Below are 17,909 nucleotides of genomic sequence, written 5' to 3'. Positions count from 1 at the left end.
ATGCCGAACGTGGCGGACTGGTGGGTGATGATGGAGGCAATCTCAGCGTTGCGCAGCAGCGCTTTTGAGGGAACACAGCTCCTGTTTTGTTGGCGGCGTGAGGTTCCCGCTAGCAGACGTAACGCGGGTATGGCCGCCATGCCGCGCGCAGCCGACGTCAGCACCTACGCAACCTCATCGGCGGGCGTGTCAGTCCGTTTTAGCGAGCGCCGCCTGTCTGCGGGTTGCGTCGATCGCGTCCGCCAGCAACCACAGCGCCAAGCCTATGAGCGCAATGTCCTTCATCAAGAACTCCCCGTCTGCGGACAAAACGGGAAAGCCACCAGCAGATGCCTCGCCGGTGCCGGGGGTCGTGATCATGAAACTCAGCGTGGTCACGAAGAACAGCGAGGCGACTATGCCGCCCACCACGGAAGCCTTTGGGAACCACGGCTTGACGGCCAGCAGTGCTGCAGTAATCAATTCGATCGATCCGTTCAATCGACCAAAGGCATCGATGGACATGATGCTGTAGAACCAACTCAAGAAAGGGCTATTGGCAACCCAATGTGAAATACCATGGGATTCATAGTAAGTGAACTTCATGGCGCCGAACCAGGCCAGGACTATGACCAGACCATACCGTGCGACGAGAGGCGCAATGGCGGTCGTTCGAGACTTTCCTGGCCCATCAATCTTGATGGCGATGGCCTCATTCTGCGACATGCTGTCTCCGTTCTGCGTGTGTCCTTGCACCGCATGGTCGCTGCCGAACTCGCACTGCCTTCGTTGGCGGCGCAGTTGGTCGAGACGGTGATCCATGCGGTTTGCGGTCGCGGGCAAGATCGACGACCACTATCTCTGCGCATGGGGTGAGTTGTCCTCATCCGGATGCGCAATTCACCCGGGTGAGGCGCCAGGACATCTTCGCAGCGCGGGCAGCGCGATATGTTGCAGGGCAACACGATCAGCGAGTGCGCGGAAGCATCCGACTAGCTGGGTGTGCGGCGTCCCACCGCGCATCGATGCGGGTCACGCGGCGATTCTCCATGACGAGCCACAGCGCTCCGGCGACCGCGCCGAGAACGGCGATGAGCACCGTGGTGGCAAGCCATTCGTAGTGCCGGTAGGCGGCGGTTGCCGCCGTACTGATCAGCGCGACCGTCGCAACGACCAGCAGGATCAACCCTGGCCAGAAGAAGTTGTCCTTCATCGCGATACCCGCGTGCGGTTGCGTGGTCCGGGAGTGATCCGTCGGATCGTCATGCGTGTCTCCCATCACCGATCCTTCCGTCGTGGGACGAGATATCAAAACATTTGCTCACTGCGCGGACCGGGCGACATGGAGAATCGACGCGAACCACCGACGTACATCCATCAGCACAGGCGTATATGTGGTCACGTCGAGCCGTCCCCGTCGCGGATGAGCAGCTCGGGCAGCGCAATTGCCCCAATCGTTGTCACGAGCCACACCACAACCGTCGTGGCTAGCCAGGATGCCATGCCGTCAATAGTGAGCCCGTGCGTCAATACCGACGCGAAGATCAACGCGACGATCGTCAATGCCAAGCCGGTCCCCCCAAGCAGCAGCGACGCATACCCATGGGGCAACTTCAAGATTGACAGGGACAGGATTGCCTGCGTCACCGCGAAGATCGCTACGGCGACGATGAATCCCGGTACCGACAACCAAACTCTGGGAACGATCCAGGCCGCAACCAATAGTCCGATCGCCCACGATGCCAGAAGCACAAATGCGCGCAGCAGGATTTGCCTGCCGGTGCCGGCTTCGGCGCGCCCGCCGCCGGTGACCGCGCTGCCGTTCCCATCGACGGCGTTGACCGAGGCCCGCGGCCTCATGGCGGCATCGCCGGCGCCGGCGACGACCTTTTTGGCCTCGAAGCCTGTAGGCACGTCCTGGTTCCCTTCCCGATCTCCCTGGCGGCGGCTGGGTCAGTGCTCTTTGGCTATGTTCATGAGCCCGCCGACATCTGCTCTTCGATGAGGCTGCCCCCGCGTGGGGTGAATCGTCATCACCCCAACCGTCTGGTCACCCGGGTGATTAATGCGAGGCGTTCTCAGGCGCGACGATCCAGGATCAGCACCGTCCGGCCAGGCCCAAAAGCAGGCCGACTACAACAGGCCGAGTTCTCGCGCTCGGCTGACCGCCGCGCTGCGGTGCTCAACTTGGAGCTTGCGGTACACGGCGCGCTGGTGAGTCTTCACGGTATTGAGCGAGACGTATAGCCGCGCACCGATCTCACGTCGCGATAACCGGGTGGCGAGCAGGCGAAGAACCTCGAGCTCCTTGGGGGTTAGCTCCTCACCGGCCGCGCACCCCTCGTGGCGCGAAGGCACAGCGACGCCCGCGCTCCGCTCGGCCGACGCGAGCAGCGTCGAGCCGATGCCATTGTCCGCGCAATCGCGCACCAGGGTGCCGACCTCTTCGAGGATCGCCTTCGCGGTTTGGTGGTCGCCGTGATGCTTGAAGATCTCCGCTCTGGCCAACAGCGTCTTGGCCACCTCGAGGATTGCTCCACCCTGGCGGGCCGACATGACGGCCATGTCGGCTGCGGCCACCGCTGCAGCCGCATCACCGCGCATACGGAGGACCTCGGCCGTGGCAAGCGACACCATCACGTCCACGAGGTGTTCCGCATCCGCCAGGTCCCGCGAACTGCCGGAAGCCCGGCGGATCTGACGTTCGGCGTCGGCGAGCTGGCCACGTTCGGCCGAAATCAGCGCCAGATGGCCCAGCGCATAGATGCGGGCGCGACGATCGCCCGCCTTCTCGGCCAGCTTTACGGCCCGCTGGAACGCGGCTTGCGCTTCGTGGGTGCTGCCCGAAAAGTACAGCGCGGATCCATAGATGCAGTAGGCAATGGATCGGCCCAGCGGCGCCTCGCCGAGATCGAGGGTGACCGCCTGGCGAGCCGTCTCAAGCGCCGCAGCGACGTCAGCCGTCTTGAACGAGTGAACGGCGCGCAACACGACGACTTGAGCGCCGATGACGCCGCCATCTGCGGTGTCGGCCGCGGCGGCTCGTGTTTCGACTGCCTCGATCCACTCGGCGGCGTCATCGAGTTGACCAACGCTCAGGGCGATCCAGGCGCGGGCTACGCTCAGCCGCGGATCGTGTAGAACGGTCTCCTCGGGAAGCAGATCAAGCAAGCCGGAGACGGTCGACACGCCGCCCCCGTTGAATTCGTCGACCCAATCCGCGGCGATCAGATCGGCACTGCGCTCGATGTCACCGCCAGCAACCAGGTGACGCACCGCTTCATCGATGAGGCCCTCGGCCTCGAACCAGGTCGCGGCGCGGCGGTGCAGATCGGCGACGAGATCGGGCTCGCTGCGACGCAACTCGGTGCGCAGTAACTCTCCGAAGAGTTGGTGATAGCGATACCAGTGACGCGACGCGTCCAGTGGCGCAACAAACAGGTTTTCACGTTCGATCACCTCCAAGACCGAGGCCGAGCCAGACGTTTGCAGCACCGCGTCGCACAACGCACCGCTGAGTCGTCCCAAGATCGAGGTATGCAGCAAGAAGCTGCGCAGGTGCGGAGGTTGACCATCGAGCACCTCGGCCATCAGGTAGTCGACGATATGACGGTTGTCCCCCGCGAACGTCTTGATGAACGCGGCGGTGTCGGCACGCCCGGCAAGCGAGAGGGCGGCAAGGTAGAGGCCTGCCGCCCACCCCTCCGTGCGTCGGTGCAGCAGTTCAATATCGGCGTGGGACAAGCCCAGCCCGAGGACGTCGTTCAGCAGATGGTCTGCCTCAGTGGCGCCGAAACGTAAATCGTCGGTTCGCAGCTCGGCAAGGTCACCGCTGGCCCTCAGCCGCGCTAACGGCAGCAAAGGATCCGATCGGGTGGCTAACACCAAGTGGAGATTCGCCGGCAACCGGCTGATGAAGAATGCCAGCTGCTCATGAACCGCTCGACTTACGACCAAGTGGTAGTCATCCAGAATGAGCACCATCGGGCTGGCGATCGTGTCGAGATCATTGAGCAGGGTAGGCAGTACAACCTGCACTGGGTCGGCGCCCATCGCGAGGAGTTCGACCGCGCGAATCCCCACCCCGGGACTGACCTTCTGCAGCGCGGCGATCACGTACATCCAAAACCACACCGGGTCGTTGTCGGCGGGATCAAGCGACAGCCAGCCAAACCGCTGGTCCTCGCCCGCGGCCAGGGCCCACTGCGCCAGTACTGTCGTCTTGCCCCAGCCCGCCGGCGCACTCAATAGGGTCAGCTTGCGGTGGCGCCCCGCCGACAGTACGTCTAGCAGGGCGGCCCGGTGAACGAGCTGGGCCCCGATGGCCGGGACGTGCAGCTTGGTGGCGAGCAGCACTGCTCGCGCGGCGGCTTCTCCGGAGTCGTTGTCGCTGCGGCCAGCTGAGCCGGTCATGTCCGAACTCCGCAACTCCGTTGAACCCAGCAGCCGGGCGGGAAAAATCGGCTTTGACGCGCCGTGGCTGGGCGCTGGCGTCTCGGCATCCCAGTTGTTCTCCGCAGGGTCGGGCGGGCTCATTCTGCCCGGCAATCGCGGTGATCCTATTGAATCAAATCCGTTCTCCTCGATCACCTCCGGCGCACGCCAGCGGTGCCCGTTTCGGCTGGCAGACGCACGTGCCGCCAACGGCTCGAGGATGTTCTCGTGAGCCGCGCTCACGCTGTGCCCGCTCACCGTATATCTCCTCTTTCCCCATCGATGGGATGACTGCTGCAACTCATGACACCGCGGCGAACGGATGGTGAGCGTCTCAACATGAGGTGATCGAGCGTCTCAAAGTGAGACACCGTGGTGGCGCCGGCAGGCGGCCCTCCGACATCTTCGCGCTCATGGTCGTCGGTTCACCAAGACATACCCACCGACGCCGAACACCACCGGGATCATCATCAACATTCCCAACACTGCGCTCATCATCGATTTCTCAATTCCTTTGCGTAGTTGCTCTTCGGCGCCGGTTCCCCGTTTGGCGGTGGCGATCACGGCGATTCAGAGCTCAATGACTACGTTGGCAGCGCGGGCACCGCCGTCACCATCGCCCAGCGGGTGATCTTTAGGGCCGGCTCGGTGTATGCCTAGTGGGCTTGATATTTGACGGACTGGTTAATCGCCAAGGGCGGATGAGTTGCGGCTATTAGGCGCGCGAAGTGATGGCGCTCTTGGCAAACGCCTTGTGCACGTGGGTCTTTACCGTGTGAGGGGAGGGTTGCAGTTGCTGCGCGATGGAACGGTTCGGCGTCGGTGAGGTTGTCGCACCCCGTTGTTGCCCGCGGGTGAGTGACGTTGCGTCGTAATCGTTCGGTAGCACGAATCATTCGATCATTTCGCTGACCGATCGTGCATCGCGCGCACAAACCGACCACAGCCGAGTTCTCAGCAAGATCGCAGCAGGGGACGCAATCAGAGTCATTGGGCCAAGAACTCTCGTTGATGAAGAACGTCACCGGCGAAAAAAACGGTCGTCACATTGAGTCCTTTTCATGGAATCCGGCGGGCTGAGACGCGCTCACCGCAGCCCCAGCCCGCCGAACGGTCAGATAGCCGACGACGTGTAATCGCCTGCGACGACTCCGAGTAAGGCGGAGGCTGTGCCCAGCCGGGTCATGACACTCGCTCCTCGACGTCGACGGGTGACGCCTTAAACGCCGAATCGCAATGGTCGATGGGGAAGTCGCCGCCCAGCGGGTTTTCCGACGCCGCGGAAGCGGCGGGGTCACAAGCTCCGGAATGGCCATAGTCGACGCTTACCTGGCTCCCGGCCGCGAGCACCGGGTCGCCGGCGGCGATGGCGGAGCTGATGGCTCCGGTGACCACCTGCGGGACTTCATGCAAGAGCGTATGTCCTGCGGTGGGCCGGTGGATGAGCGTAGCTCCGGGGATACCGTCGGCCAGCGCCCGCGCGTGCCACATCGGCGTGAGCTTGTCCGCTCCTCCACTGATGATGGTTGTCTTGGCCGTGATAGAGCTCAGGGTCTGAGTGCAGTCGTACTCCTTTAGACCGCGCAGGAAACCGACTTTAGTCGTCGACGGGGTGGCGTTGATGGCGGCCGCAGACATAGCGACCAAAGACTTCGGAGCGGCTTCACCGTATCCGCCATGTCGGGTCAATGCCGCGCAGACCGGCCGGGCGAGGAATTGAACTATCTCGTCGGTACCAATGCGCGGCATGCGGAGTACGAGGTGGTAGAGCATGCTTGCCGCGGGGGTGTTGAGCAGCCGGCCGAGACCGTGCGAGCAGAGGTTCCCCGCGGCAGTTGCGACGAGAACAAGGCTTTCCGGCTCAATGGGACGTTTGCTCGCTGGCCGGCGAAGATAGGCCAAGGCCGTCATGCCGCCCATCGAGTGTCCCGCCAAGGTGAGTGGGCCCGTAACACCAAGCGCGACAAGCACCTCGGCGAGGTCTTCGGCGAGTCGGTCGATCCGATACGTGTGCATCGACGCAGTGCCGGAGTCGCCGTGGCCACGGTGGTCGTAACTGATGATTCGGATGCTGTTGCCCCAGAGACGGATCAGCTGCGTCATCTGGATGTTCCAGGACTGCATGTTCGAGCAATAGCCGTGGAGAAGTACGACTGTATGGCCAGCGGTGTGAGATCCCCAGTCGCGAACGGACAGCGAGACGCCGTCGCTCGTGGTAACTATGCGGTTGCAGGCCGGCGATCGGCGCGTGCCGGGCATTCGCTTACGGCTGCATCGCGTTTGCGGCGTCTGTGGCGTCATCGCTTCACCAGACATGGCAGTGTTTCGGCGTGTGCATCTCGCGTGCGTTCTGCCAGACCCTGCAAACGATGTGGAAGAAGTAGCAGCAGGCGTTGTCCGGAGAGAATCAGGCAGCTCGGCATCGTCGTTGCCCCTCAGCTAGCTCGACTTGCCTGCGCATCGAGATCTACAGTCCTGCTTGCTGTTCGGTCAGCGAGCTGACGTGGCCGGCGGTCATCGGGACACCATCGCGTACCCAGCGAGACCGAACGCCACTGGCACCATCGCCAGCATTCCAAGCGCCGCATTCAACATTGTTCGCTCTTTCCCTCGTGTGCTCACCGGTATGTGGTTCGGCCTAGCTAGGCCGCCGCTTGGGTGAGAACGTAATTAGATGTCGACTACTACGGTCGTCGTTCGGACAGCGCAAAACCATCGCCCGAGGGTTGATGTTTAGGGCCCGATGGATGCAGTACTAGGCGGCCCCATATTTGACGTGTCAGTCAATTAGCGCCGCGTATGAGCTGGGCCAATTGGGTGCGGGAGGCAATGCCCAGCTTGGCGAATGCGTTGTGGACGTGGGTTTTCACCGTGTGGGGGGAGAGGTTCAGCTCGGTGGCGACGTCGCGGTTGGTCGCGCCGTGTGCGATGAGGTTGATGACCTTGAGCTCGGAGTCGGTGAGGCTGTCCCAGCCCGTTTTTGGCCGCTGGTGCGTGGCGATGCGCCGTTCCACCCCCAATCGGCGCAGCGCGCGGCCGACGCGGCGGGCATCGGCACTCGCTTCGCACTCGATGTAGGTGTCGAATGCCGCGTTGAGCTGGTCGATCGCCTCGGCGTTGCGCTGTGCGCGCGCCAGCTCGCCGCCGGCATCCTCGGCAGCGCTTGCGTAAAGAAGCGGCCGCGAAGACGAGCGAAGCAACTCCGCGGCAGCCACCAATGCTGGAGCGTCACGCCCGAGTATCCCGCGGGCATACTCCGCCACCCCTGCCAACAGCGGCACCGGTGGCTGCTCGCACTCCAGCATCTCGGTGGCCTGCAGAACCCGCGCGCGCAAGCCGGCATCACCGGCGGCTGTGGCCACCTGCGCACTCAAGATCAGCCGATCCAAGGCATAGACCTGCAGTGGTGTCCCGAGTAGGGCGATGTCACCGCCGAGCCAGCGCACCGCTTCATGAATGTCGTCGCGCTGCCACGCCGCAAGCGCGAGCACATACGCCGCTCCTCGACGGATGGCAGGTGAGCCGGTGGAGTAGGCATCGCGTGCCTCATTGGCCATCTGCTGCAACACGTTTCGGTCATCCGTCCGCACCGCCACCGAGGCCATAATCACGATGCGCAGCAGGTCCGGCTCGCTCGCGCCTGTCGGCTGGGGTGACGGCAAGGGCTGAGCCGCGTCGCGAGCGGCCGACAACCGGCCCGCAGCGAGGTGAACAATCCCGCCAATGACAGTCCACATATTGAGGACCATCGCGTTGCCTTCCCGGCGGGCCTGCCCTGCGCCGTCGGCGACCCGGCCCGCCGCGTCGTCCAACCGGCCCAACACTCCCAGTAGGATTGCGTAGTACATTGCGGCATAGTGATGCGCCAAGGCCGCATCATTCGTGTAGCCGAGCGAACAAAGCTGTTCGAGGCGGCCTAGGCCGCGGACCCTGTGCCCCTCACCAATGTCGAGCAAAGCGAGGGTGACCTCCGCCATGATCGTGGCCTCGAGATCACCGGTGACTGCCGCGGCGGCGGCAGCTTCGTCGGCCGCTGTGCGCTGTTGCCCTCTTTTGTCCTGCAACACAAGGTTGTAGGCCAGCCAGGCCAGATGTCGTGCCCGGGTGACCTCGCTGATGTCGCTCAACTCGAGTGCTCGGCGATTCTCCTCCGCCCGCCACTGGGTGCTGTGCTTGGTGTGCGCCGGGAGCCGGAGGCGGATCTCGGCCTCGACTTCGGGCGAGACCGCCTCTGAGAGCGCTACGACGGCTAATTCTTCGGCCTCGCCATGACGGCTGGCCCTGTTGAGCCATTCCACCGTTTCCGCGACCAGGGATCCATGCTCGGCGTCGTCGGCGGGCAACAGCTCCAACGCACGCTTGCTCAAGTCCGCGGCCCCACTCGCATCGCCGCGGCCAACCGATTGGGCGGCTTGCCGCAGTGCCTCGATAGCCTCCCGGTCTCCCGGCTCGGCGCTGCGTGCCAGCTGCGTAGCCACCTCGGCCGGGGCCGCGCCGATACTCAGCATGACCGACGCCGACTGGCGCTCCATCGCCCGCCGCAGCGACTGCGGCAACGCCTGCCGCGTGGCCTCACGCAGCAAGTCGTGTCGAAATCTCAACTGCTCACCGTCGTCGACGAAAAGATCAGCGCGCAGAGCCTCCTCCAGCGCCGACAGCAAGGAGACCGGGCGGCGGTCAAGCATCGCGGCCAACAGCCCGGCCGAGAACCGGTCGGGCAGCACCGCGGCCACCCGCACCACCTCCGAGGCACTATCGGAGAGCACGTCCAGGCGCTGCTGCATGCCGACGCCCAGCCGCCGCGGCAGTCCATATCCGGTGGCCACCACCCGCCCGCCGGTGACAGTGAGCCGGTCCTCCTCGCCCAGCCCCGCGACCAGCTCACGGACCAGAAACGGATTCCCGTGCGCCTTGGCGGCCAAACTGAGCAGCGACGCATCCGCCCTCGCCCGCACCGCGTCTTGGACCATGTCGGCCACCGCGTCCGGCGTCATGGCCGCCAATCGCAAGAATGTGGCATTCGCGCGGTGCAGTACTGCCAAGGTCTCCTGCACCGCCGGCCCGCCGGCCCCGGTGCGGGCGGTAAGCACCCACAGCACTGCCACATCCGGCCGCACGGTGGCCAGCGACCGCAGCGCCAACAGCGTGCCGTTATCGGCCCAGTGAATGTCCTCCAACATGATCGCCAGCGGGGTTTGCGCCGCCGTCGCATGAATCGCTTCGGCCAAGTCGTGCACCACCCAGTAGCGCAGATCGGCCGAGCCGCCGAGTCGGCGCAAGGCCTCGGCGTCACCCACCGGCGGATCGGCGTTCAGCGTGGCCATGAACAGCGAGAAGAATGGCACCGTCTGCTGATATTCGAACGCCTCCCCGAACAAGGTGCGCACACCGCGCTTGTCGGCCAGGGTCAACACCTCGGTCAGCAACCGACTCTTGCCGATGCCGGGCGGGCCTTCGATGACCAGCACGCCCCCGCGCCCCTGGGCCACCGCGGCAACCAGCGCGCCGATCAGTTTCAGCTCGTCTGCCCGCCCCCGAATCGGCGGAGTGACCAGCGGCTGACCGCCGATATCAAAAAGGCCGGTTGAAGGCCCCACCGGGTTGTCCTGTCTACCGTTTGCCGGACCGCCACTGCGGTGCTCGTCATTGTAGGCCCGCCCACGTCATCCACCCGATCTGCCGTCGGTCAATCAGCGCCGCGCATGAGCTGGGCCAATTGGGTGCGGGAGGCAATGCCCAGCTTGGCGAATGCGTTGTGGACGTGGGTTTTCACCGTGTGGGGGGAGAGGTTCAGCTCGGTGGCGACGTCGCGGTTGGTCGCGCCGTGTGCGATGAGGTTGATGACCTTGAGCTCGGAGTCGGTGAGGCTGTCCCAGCCCGTTTTTGGCCGCTGGTGCGTGGCGATGCGCCGTTCCACCCCCAATCGGCGCAGCGCGCGGCCGACGCGGCGGCCATCGGCACTCGCTTCGCACTCGATGTAGGTGTCGAATGCCGCGTTGAGCTGGTCGATCGCCTCGGCGTTGCGCTGTGCGCGCGCCAACTCGCCGCCGGCATCTTCGGCTGCGCCTGCGTAAAGAAGCGGCCGCGAAGACGAGCGAAGCAACTCCGCGGCAGCCACTAATGCCTGGGCGTCACGTTCGAGTATCCCGCGGGCGTATCCGGCGACCCCCGAGAACAGCGGCACCGGTGGCCGTTCACGCTCCAGCGCCTCGGTGGCGTGCAGGACACGTGCGCGCAGGCCGGCATCACCGGCAGCCGAGGCCACCCGTGCGCCCAAGATCACCAGATCTAAGACCTCAGGCGTGAGCGGTGTCCCAAGCAGCGTGATATCGCCCAGCCAGCGCATCGCGTCATGGACGTCGTCGCGCTGCCAGGCCGCCAGCGCGAGCACCTGCGCCGCCGCCCGGCGTACCGTCGATGCGCCGGTGGGATAGGCATCACGGGCCTCAATGGCCATCTGCTGCAGCAAGTTTCGGTCACCGGTATGCACCGCCACTTCGGCCAGAAGGGCCATGCGGATCATGTCCAGGTCGGTCGCGCCTGTCCGCTGTGGGCGCGGCAGGGATTCAACCTCGGCGCGAGCTGCGGACAACCGCCCCGTCGCGAGATGGACCCAGGCGGCGATATTGGCCCAAATATCAAGGGCCATCGCGTTGCGCTCCCTGCGGGCTTGCTCTATTCCGCTTTCGATCTGGGCTGCCGCGTCGTCCAATCGGCCGACCACCGCCAGGAGGTTCGCGTGGTGTGCTGCGAGCAAGTCATGGGCTGCCGTCGGATCACTCGCGCGGGCGAGCGCGCAAGTCTCTTCGAGGTGGCGTAGGGCACGGTCCGCATACCCATCCGCACAATCGAGACAAGCGAGGGTGACATCGGCCACGATCTTCGACTCGAGATCACCAGTCGCTTTAGCAACCGCGGCAGCCTCGTCGGCCGCCCCGCGCTCTTGTCCGCGTTGGTCGAAAAGCAGGTTGTACGCCAGCAGGGCCAGATGCCGCGCCCGGGTGACTTCGCCGATTCCGCCCAACTGCAGCGCTCGGCGATTTTCCTCGACCCGCCGTTGGGCACTGTGCGTATTGATCGTCGGGAGCCGGAGGCGAATCTCGGCCTCTTCCTCCGGCGACGCCGCCTCCGAGAGCGCCGCGACGGCCACTTCTTCTGCCTCGCCGTAGCGGCTGGCCCGGTTGAGCAACTCCACCGTTTCAGCGACCAATGACCCGTGTTCAGCGGCATTGGCGGGCAACAGTTCCAACGCACGCTTGCACAAGTCCGCGGCCGCACTTGCATCGCCGCGGCCCACCGACTGAGCGGCCCGCCGCAGTGCGCCGATCGCCTCTCTGTCCCCGGGCTCGGCGCTTCGCGCCAGCTGGGTGGCCACCTCGGCGGGGGCCGCTCCCATGCCGAGCATGACGGACGCCGACTGGCGCTCCATCGCTCGGCGCAGTGACTGGGGTAAGGACTGCCGGGTGGCCTCGCGCAGCAAGTCATGCCGAAATCTCAGCCGCTCACCGTCTTCCAGGAGCAGATCCGCACGCACTGCCTCCTCGAGCGCCGACAGCAATGAGGCTGGCGACCGTTCCAGCATCGCGGCCAGCAAGCCAGCCGAAAACCGGTCGGGCAGCACCGCGGCCACCCGCACAAGCTCTGAGGCCGCGCCGGAGAGCAGCTCCAGCCGCTGGTGCATCGTTGCGCCCAGACGTCGCGGCAGCCCGTCTCCGATGACTGTCGCGTGGCCGCCGGAGAGATTGAGCCGGCCCTCCTCGCCCAGCCCCCCGACCAGCTCGGTGACCAAAAACGGATTCCCGTGCGCCTTGGCGGCCAGATCCAACAGCGGCGCATCCGCCCTCGCCCGCACCGCGTCTTGAACCATGTCGGCAACCGCATCCGGCGTCATCGCCGTCAATTGTAAGAATGTGGCGTTCGCGCGATGCAGCACCGACAAGGTTTCCTGGACCGCCGGCCCACCAGCGCCGGTGCGGGCGGTCAAGACCCACAAAACAGGCACACCCGGGCTCACCGTGGCGAGCGACCGCAGCGCCAACGCCGTGCCGTTATCGGCCCAGTGGATGTCCTCCAGCACAATCGCCAGGGGGGTTTCCGCGGCCGCCGAGTAAATCGCGTCGGCCAGATCGTGCACCACCCAGTAACGGAGATCCGCCGAGCCGCCCAACCGGCGCAACGCCTCGGCATCACCGACAGGGGGATCCGCCCGCAGGGTCGCCATGAAGAGCGAGAAAAATGGCACCGTCTGCTGGTACTCGAACGCCTCGCCGAATAGCGCCCGAACACCGGCGTTCTCGGCGAGCGCCAAGACCTCGGTCAACAAGCGGCTCTTCCCGATGCCCGGCGGCCCCTCGATGACCAGTACGCCCCCGCGGCCCTGAGCGACCGCCTCGATCAGCGCGCCGATCACCTTCAGCTCGCCCGCCCGCCCACGAATCGGCGGTATGTGCACGTTGCCCGACGCCCTCGTGGTGCTCACGCGAACCGCCGCCCCCCGACGTGAAGTAGGCGGGCGGAAGACCTCCCCGTTGTGTCGTCCACAGTTCTCGCCACCATTAGCGCTGGTAGCCAGTGTAGGCGTATTCCTCTGACCGATCTCCTGCGCATAGGCGAGACGCAGCGGACCGCGACCGGGATTGTGGGTGTCCATCGAGTATGCCTCGAAAAGCCGCTCTGGTTCCCGGCCCGATCTCATGCTGCCACCTGGACTTCCACAGAGAGGTAGTCGGCTATTTCGTGTGTTGCAGGCCAGTCACCATCGCGCACCGCTCGGCTGAGCAACTCCACTAATGGACTGCAGGCGCCCAACTCGGCCAGCCATGAGGCCACCGTCTCAAAGATTTGATCAGCTTGGACGCGTACGGTGCGGCCGTCGTGCAGGCGATCGGTTAGCTGATAGATAGTCATTTCTCCACGCCTTTTCGCTGGCTTGTGCCGGAATGGCCGACGCGGATCGCCTGACGACCGAGCCGCCGTCGCGTTCGACGCTGTGTGCCGTTGCTGCTTCACCGTCACTCCTCGATCGGTATTAGCTGACATGACCAATGACACCGCCGCGGGCGTAGACTGAACGTCTCAATCTGAGGAGCGTTGTGCGTCTCAATGTGAGACGCCGGTATTGGGGGCGGCTGCACCGCTCGGTCCGGGAGCGAGGTCCATGCGTCGATGAGCTTGCGGGGCGACGTCCCAACCGACGTTCGCCGGGTGCGGGAACGGTTCTTGTGCGAGGGCGCCTTGGAGGCAGAGACCTTGCCCCCAAGCGTGCTGGAATCTTGGCGTCGCTCGCAGGCGCTGCACCTAGACCCCGATCGCGTCGAACTGCCCTATGTGCGCGAACCCGATAGGGGTTCAAGGTTGTCGCGCGCGGCCGCGCCAGTCCTGCAACGGGTCGCCGATGAGCTGGCTGCCCATACTGTCGGCGTTCTCCTGACATCGACCGACGGCGTGGTGGTTGATCGGACCGCCCCAGAAGTGTCCGTCCTCAACGCCTTTGACACGACTAGCATTGCACCGGGCTACAGCTTGTCTGAAGAGGCGGCGGGCACCAACGGAATCGGCACCGCGCTGGAGACTGGACGGCCCGCATTCATCCGCGGCGGTGAGCACTATGTCGCGATGTGGTTCGGTTTCGCGTGCGCGGGGTCGCCGATCCGTGACCCGATAACGGGCAGAATTATCGGCGTCGTCAATCTGAGTTGTCTTTCTGTCCAATCAGATCCACTGTTGCTCGCGCTGGCGACCAGCGCCGCTCACCAAATTGAAGATCGCATGCGCGTGGTGGCTCATGAGGGTGAGACGGCACTGTTGGAGGCGTATCTGCGGCAGGCACGGCGGTCTTCGAGCGGGGTCCTTGCGATGGGTGGCGACGTGGTGTTGATGAACCCCTATCTGCGTCGGACACTTCACGGTAACGATCAGACTGCGCTGCTCGAACATGCCTCGGATCTACTCGGCTCCACGCTCTCGGGCACGGCGCTGGCTGTTCTGCCAAGCGGGCACATCGCCAAGATCACTGCCGCCGACCGCTCGACGATATGCGGTAGCCGGACCAATGTCGTTTTCCACGTTGATCTCTCTTCCCAGACAAGCTCGCAGCGCCCTCAAATCGGCCACTCGGCGCACACTCGAATCCCTGGCCTGGCCGGTCGCGACGGCGCCTGGCTGCGCTCCTGCCAGGAGGTGCGGCAGTGCTGCAGCGACCGTCACTGGGTGATGATCGAGGGAGAGAAAGGATCTGGCCGGGCGCGGCTAGCCCAGGCGGTGGGGCAGCACGTCAAACCGGGCCGAACCGTTCGGGTGCTGCGCGCCGAAACGTTTTCCAGCGCGACGCGTCTCGTCGCCGAGCTGGCGGCTGCGTCCGGCGATGAGGACTTCGCGGTGGTAATCGCCGACGTGGATGATATCGACGAGGACACACTCGAATCGATCACCTCGATGCTGGCCACACGCGCAGGACGGGGATGGGTCGCGGCGACCAGAAGTTCCGCGCCTCCCTCAGCACCGATCAAGCAGCTGCTGGCGCTGTTTACCCACTCCGTCACAGTGCCGGCGCTGCGACACAGGATTGACGACCTCGAGGAATTGGTGCCGTGGTTACTGCGCGAGATCACCCGGGGTGCTGATGTGGAGCTGGCACCCGATGCCATGCGCCACCTCAGCAGGCTGCCGTGGCCGGGCAACGTCTCGCAGCTGCGACGGGTTCTGACCGAAACCGTTGCTCGCCAACGATCGGGCGTTATCGGCGCGGACAAGTTGCCACCGGAGTGCCGCTCCATCACGCGGCGGAAGCTGACCCAAATGGAAGCCCTGGAGCGCGACGCGATTGTCCGTAGCCTGCAAGATAACGGCGGCAACAAGCAAGAGGCGGCTCGCGCCCTGGGAATGTCGCGGGCGACCATCTACCGCAAGATTAGCGACTACGGCATCGCGTAGCCCCCACGCCTATCGGCCCAAAAGCATTGGCCCACAATCACCATCGCGAACCGCCGCATCCCTCGTCATTTGCTCCCGCAAGCTCCCGATGCCAAAGCGGGGGCGGGCCGCCTGCGTCCGCGGCCCCTCTGCGGCAACCTGATGAACGGGCTGCCCGCTTCCCGATTCGCACCGTGCCGCCGCCTCGACAAACAAGGTGTCAGGTCTGATATCGGCTGACTGCGTCGGCGCCATTGTGAATACGTCACATCTAGCGAGGTTTTGCCTGGCTGTTCGCAGCACTCGCCAAATCGCCCGGGTGAATCAATTTGCCGGGTGATGACCACTCATCCCACCTCAATGAATGCTGGCGAACAGATCGCGAGCGGAGGGTACGCGGAGCCGACCATCTACCGGATTTGCGTTCGGGGCCGCATACGCGTGCAACGGGTCGCGATGACAGTGGACAACCTTGCTGCGTTGATCACCGCGGAACCCATCGCCACAAATTGGAGAAACCAGATGAAGCCACGCGAATTTCGACGATCGCCTGCTGAATACGGCTCCGGCGCCGCGCGGACACCATGGCTGCTGCATCGAATGCGGGACGCGGCCGCCATTGCCCGGCGTTGGGCGCATCGGAAAGGAGATGCCGCGATGGACACCGTCCCGGCGATTGACGATCAACTTCACGCGCTGCGGCCCATCTGCAGTGCCCAGGGGGTGTCGAGCGGCACCGCATGCGGTGCGCCGGCGGTAGCGGTCGCCGAGATACACGCGATCGACGAATGCGACCAGATGGGGCTCACCCCGGACGGCGACCTCGTCGAGACGCTCTGTCAAACCTGCCTGGAAATCGTTCAGTGGGCGATGGCGACCTACGTGGGTGACACACGCGAGATGGCGTCCCGATGTGGCACCCACCCGGTGTGCACAACCTGCGGGCGCCCCACTGGATATTTGCGCAGCGTCTTCGCTGCGCGTCCGATCGGGCTCGCGGGGCTGACATCGTGAGTCGACTACGCATTGTCTCCCTGTTTCTGGCTGTGGTTTCCGGGGATTACGCGGCCCTCAGGCTGATTTATGGTCAACTAGCCGATTTCGGCGTGTCTGTCGCCGTTTGCGCGGGATCCTTGGTCACGGCGGGGTTGATCTCCCATGCCGACAACCGGCGCCGCAAGGCGGTGGCGCGGGGACGAGCGGTCGTCTGGGAACGCCGTGACCAGCAGGCGGCCGCCGCTGGCCAACAGTGCCCGTCATGCGGAGGCGCAGGCCGAAAACCAAGTGAATCACCAAGATTCGTTGACCGGCAGGGTGCGCGCTTGTGCAATGCATGCGCGCCAGCCCTCAACTCAGAACCGGCACGATGAGCCCACGGCCTGTCTCGGCGCCAGTTCTGCTCGGTGAGCAACGCGAACGGGCGCGCCGACGCACGGTGAGCGACGTCTTCACCTCACGTGAATTTGGTTGGGGCCGTATGGCACCCGATGACCCGGGCGTGGAAGTGCTGACATGAGCGCACCCGCCGCCGTACCGGGTTCGCCACGGCCCAGTCTAAGAGCAGCCCAGGCACGAAAATCTCGACGGTACCCCGTCCGAGCGGACGCCGTCGTTGACGTCATCCCGGACGGTCCGAGCATGGCCGCGCGCATCGCCGCGCTGAGCACCCGGCTGATGATCCGGCCCGCGCTGAGCGTGGGCAGTTACCTGCCCTCCGCGCCGTGGCCTTGGGGCGTCGTCGATTTCAGCGCACGCGCCATCACGCCGGCACGAGGCACGGTGCGCGCCGGCATCGGGCTGACGCACTGCACCGCGCAGCTGATCCGCGCCGCCGGGGTGTCGCCGGCCGACGGCACCCGCCGCGTCGTGCTGTATCTGCACGGCGGGGCGTTCCTCGCCTGCGGTGCCTACTCGCACGGCCGACTGGTGAGCATGCTGTCCGGTTTCGCCGACACCCCCGTACTTGTGCCCAGCTACCGCAAACTTCCCAAATATTCGATCGGCGATGCGATCGACGACTGCTACGAGGGCTACTCGTGGTTGCGCCGAAAAGGATATAAGCCCAACCAGATCGTGCTGGCCGGTGATTCCGCCGGCGGCTATCTGGCGCTGACGTTGGCTCAACGCCTGCTCGAGTGCGGTGAGCAGCCCGCCGCGCTGGTGGCCATGTCACCGCTGCTGCAACTGGCCAGCCAGCAGAAAACGACCCACCCCAACATCGGCGCGGATGCGATGTTCCCACCCCGAGCATTCGACGCCTTTCACGGCTTGATCACCCGCGCCGCGGCACGCCGCGGCGCCAACGGGTATTCCGACGCGCTCTATGAGCCGCTCGATCACATCCAACCCGGCCTGCCACCGGTGTTGATTCATGTGTCCGGTTGCGAGGTGCTACTTCATGACGCGCACCTGGCCGCTCAACGACTGTCCACCGTCGGCGTACCGGTCGATGTAAAAGTATGGCCGGGCCAAATCCACGTGTTCCAACTCGCCGCGCCGATGATCCCCGAAGCCACCCGCTCATTGCGCCAGATCGGCCGCTATATCCGTGACGCCACCGGATAGCTAAGCGCCCCTTAGGTTTT

At 64.9% G+C, this 17,909-nt stretch carries 12 protein-coding genes; 3 read left to right on the top strand and 9 right to left on the bottom strand.

Going from position 1 to position 17,909, the window contains the following annotated elements; genetic code table 11:
- Positions 1 to 189: 189 nt before the first annotated feature.
- The 9 genes from A5758_RS09610 to A5758_RS25110 all read right to left on the bottom strand — a co-directional run bounded on the left by A5758_RS09610 (position 190) and on the right by A5758_RS25110 (position 13,320).
- Positions 190 to 705, bottom strand: a complete 516-nt coding sequence (locus tag A5758_RS09610; protein ID WP_067203865.1) for a YkgB family protein — start codon at positions 703 to 705, stop codon at positions 190 to 192.
- 241 nt (positions 706 to 946) lie between these two features.
- Positions 947 to 1,258 carry a protein UsfY gene (gene usfY / locus A5758_RS09605; protein ID WP_082939633.1) on the bottom strand — a complete coding sequence of 104 codons (312 nt, stop codon included), beginning with the start codon at positions 1,256 to 1,258 and terminating at the stop codon, positions 947 to 949.
- A gap of 119 nt (positions 1,259 to 1,377) precedes the next feature.
- Positions 1,378 to 1,893 carry a hypothetical protein gene (locus A5758_RS09600; protein WP_369816411.1) on the bottom strand — a complete coding sequence of 172 codons (516 nt, stop codon included), beginning with the start codon at positions 1,891 to 1,893 and terminating at the stop codon, positions 1,378 to 1,380.
- A gap of 219 nt (positions 1,894 to 2,112) precedes the next feature.
- A complete protein-coding gene (locus A5758_RS09595; protein WP_067739457.1) occupies positions 2,113 to 4,392 on the bottom strand; it encodes a LuxR C-terminal-related transcriptional regulator in 2,280 nt (759 codons plus the stop codon).
- A 432-nt stretch (positions 4,393 to 4,824) separates the two neighbouring features.
- Positions 4,825 to 4,977, bottom strand: coding sequence for a hypothetical protein (locus A5758_RS26025; protein WP_197503755.1), 153 nt, complete (start codon positions 4,975 to 4,977; stop codon positions 4,825 to 4,827).
- A gap of 618 nt (positions 4,978 to 5,595) precedes the next feature.
- On the bottom strand, positions 5,596 to 6,672 hold the full coding sequence (locus A5758_RS09590) for an alpha/beta fold hydrolase (RefSeq protein WP_255360809.1): 1,077 nt from the start codon (positions 6,670 to 6,672) through the stop codon (positions 5,596 to 5,598).
- A gap of 524 nt (positions 6,673 to 7,196) precedes the next feature.
- Entirely contained in the window at positions 7,197 to 10,010 is a 2,814-nt protein-coding gene (locus tag A5758_RS09585) for a LuxR family transcriptional regulator (protein ID WP_082939632.1), read from the bottom strand.
- Between the two features lie 89 nt (positions 10,011 to 10,099).
- Entirely contained in the window at positions 10,100 to 12,892 is a 2,793-nt protein-coding gene (locus A5758_RS09580; RefSeq protein WP_067739352.1) for a LuxR family transcriptional regulator, read from the bottom strand.
- A gap of 212 nt (positions 12,893 to 13,104) precedes the next feature.
- Positions 13,105 to 13,320: a hypothetical protein gene (locus A5758_RS25110; protein WP_082939630.1), complete on the bottom strand. Its 216-nt coding sequence runs from the start codon at positions 13,318 to 13,320 to the stop codon at positions 13,105 to 13,107.
- A 327-nt stretch (positions 13,321 to 13,647) separates the two neighbouring features.
- Between A5758_RS25110 and A5758_RS09575 the strand changes: the two genes are divergently transcribed.
- The 3 genes from A5758_RS09575 (at position 13,648) to A5758_RS09565 (ending at position 17,889) form a co-directional block, all read left to right on the top strand.
- The gene (locus A5758_RS09575; RefSeq protein ID WP_304441253.1) at positions 13,648 to 15,345 is read left to right on the top strand and encodes a sigma-54-dependent Fis family transcriptional regulator; all 1,698 of its coding nucleotides are present in this window, start codon (positions 13,648 to 13,650) and stop codon (positions 15,343 to 15,345) included.
- A 318-nt stretch (positions 15,346 to 15,663) separates the two neighbouring features.
- Complete coding sequence (locus A5758_RS09570; RefSeq protein WP_231987258.1) at positions 15,664 to 16,338, top strand: phosphoenolpyruvate carboxylase; 675 nt, start codon at positions 15,664 to 15,666, stop codon at positions 16,336 to 16,338.
- A gap of 498 nt (positions 16,339 to 16,836) precedes the next feature.
- Entirely contained in the window at positions 16,837 to 17,889 is a 1,053-nt protein-coding gene (locus A5758_RS09565) for an alpha/beta hydrolase fold domain-containing protein (protein ID WP_067739347.1), read from the top strand.
- Positions 17,890 to 17,909 lie beyond the last annotated feature (20 nt).

This window comes from Mycobacterium sp. 852014-50255_SCH5639931, assembly GCF_001665605.1.
GTDB lineage: Bacteria > Actinomycetota > Actinomycetes > Mycobacteriales > Mycobacteriaceae > Mycobacterium > Mycobacterium paraffinicum.
The sequence above is the reverse complement of the archived record's forward strand: the minus strand, read 5'-3'. Positions and strand labels throughout refer to the sequence as shown.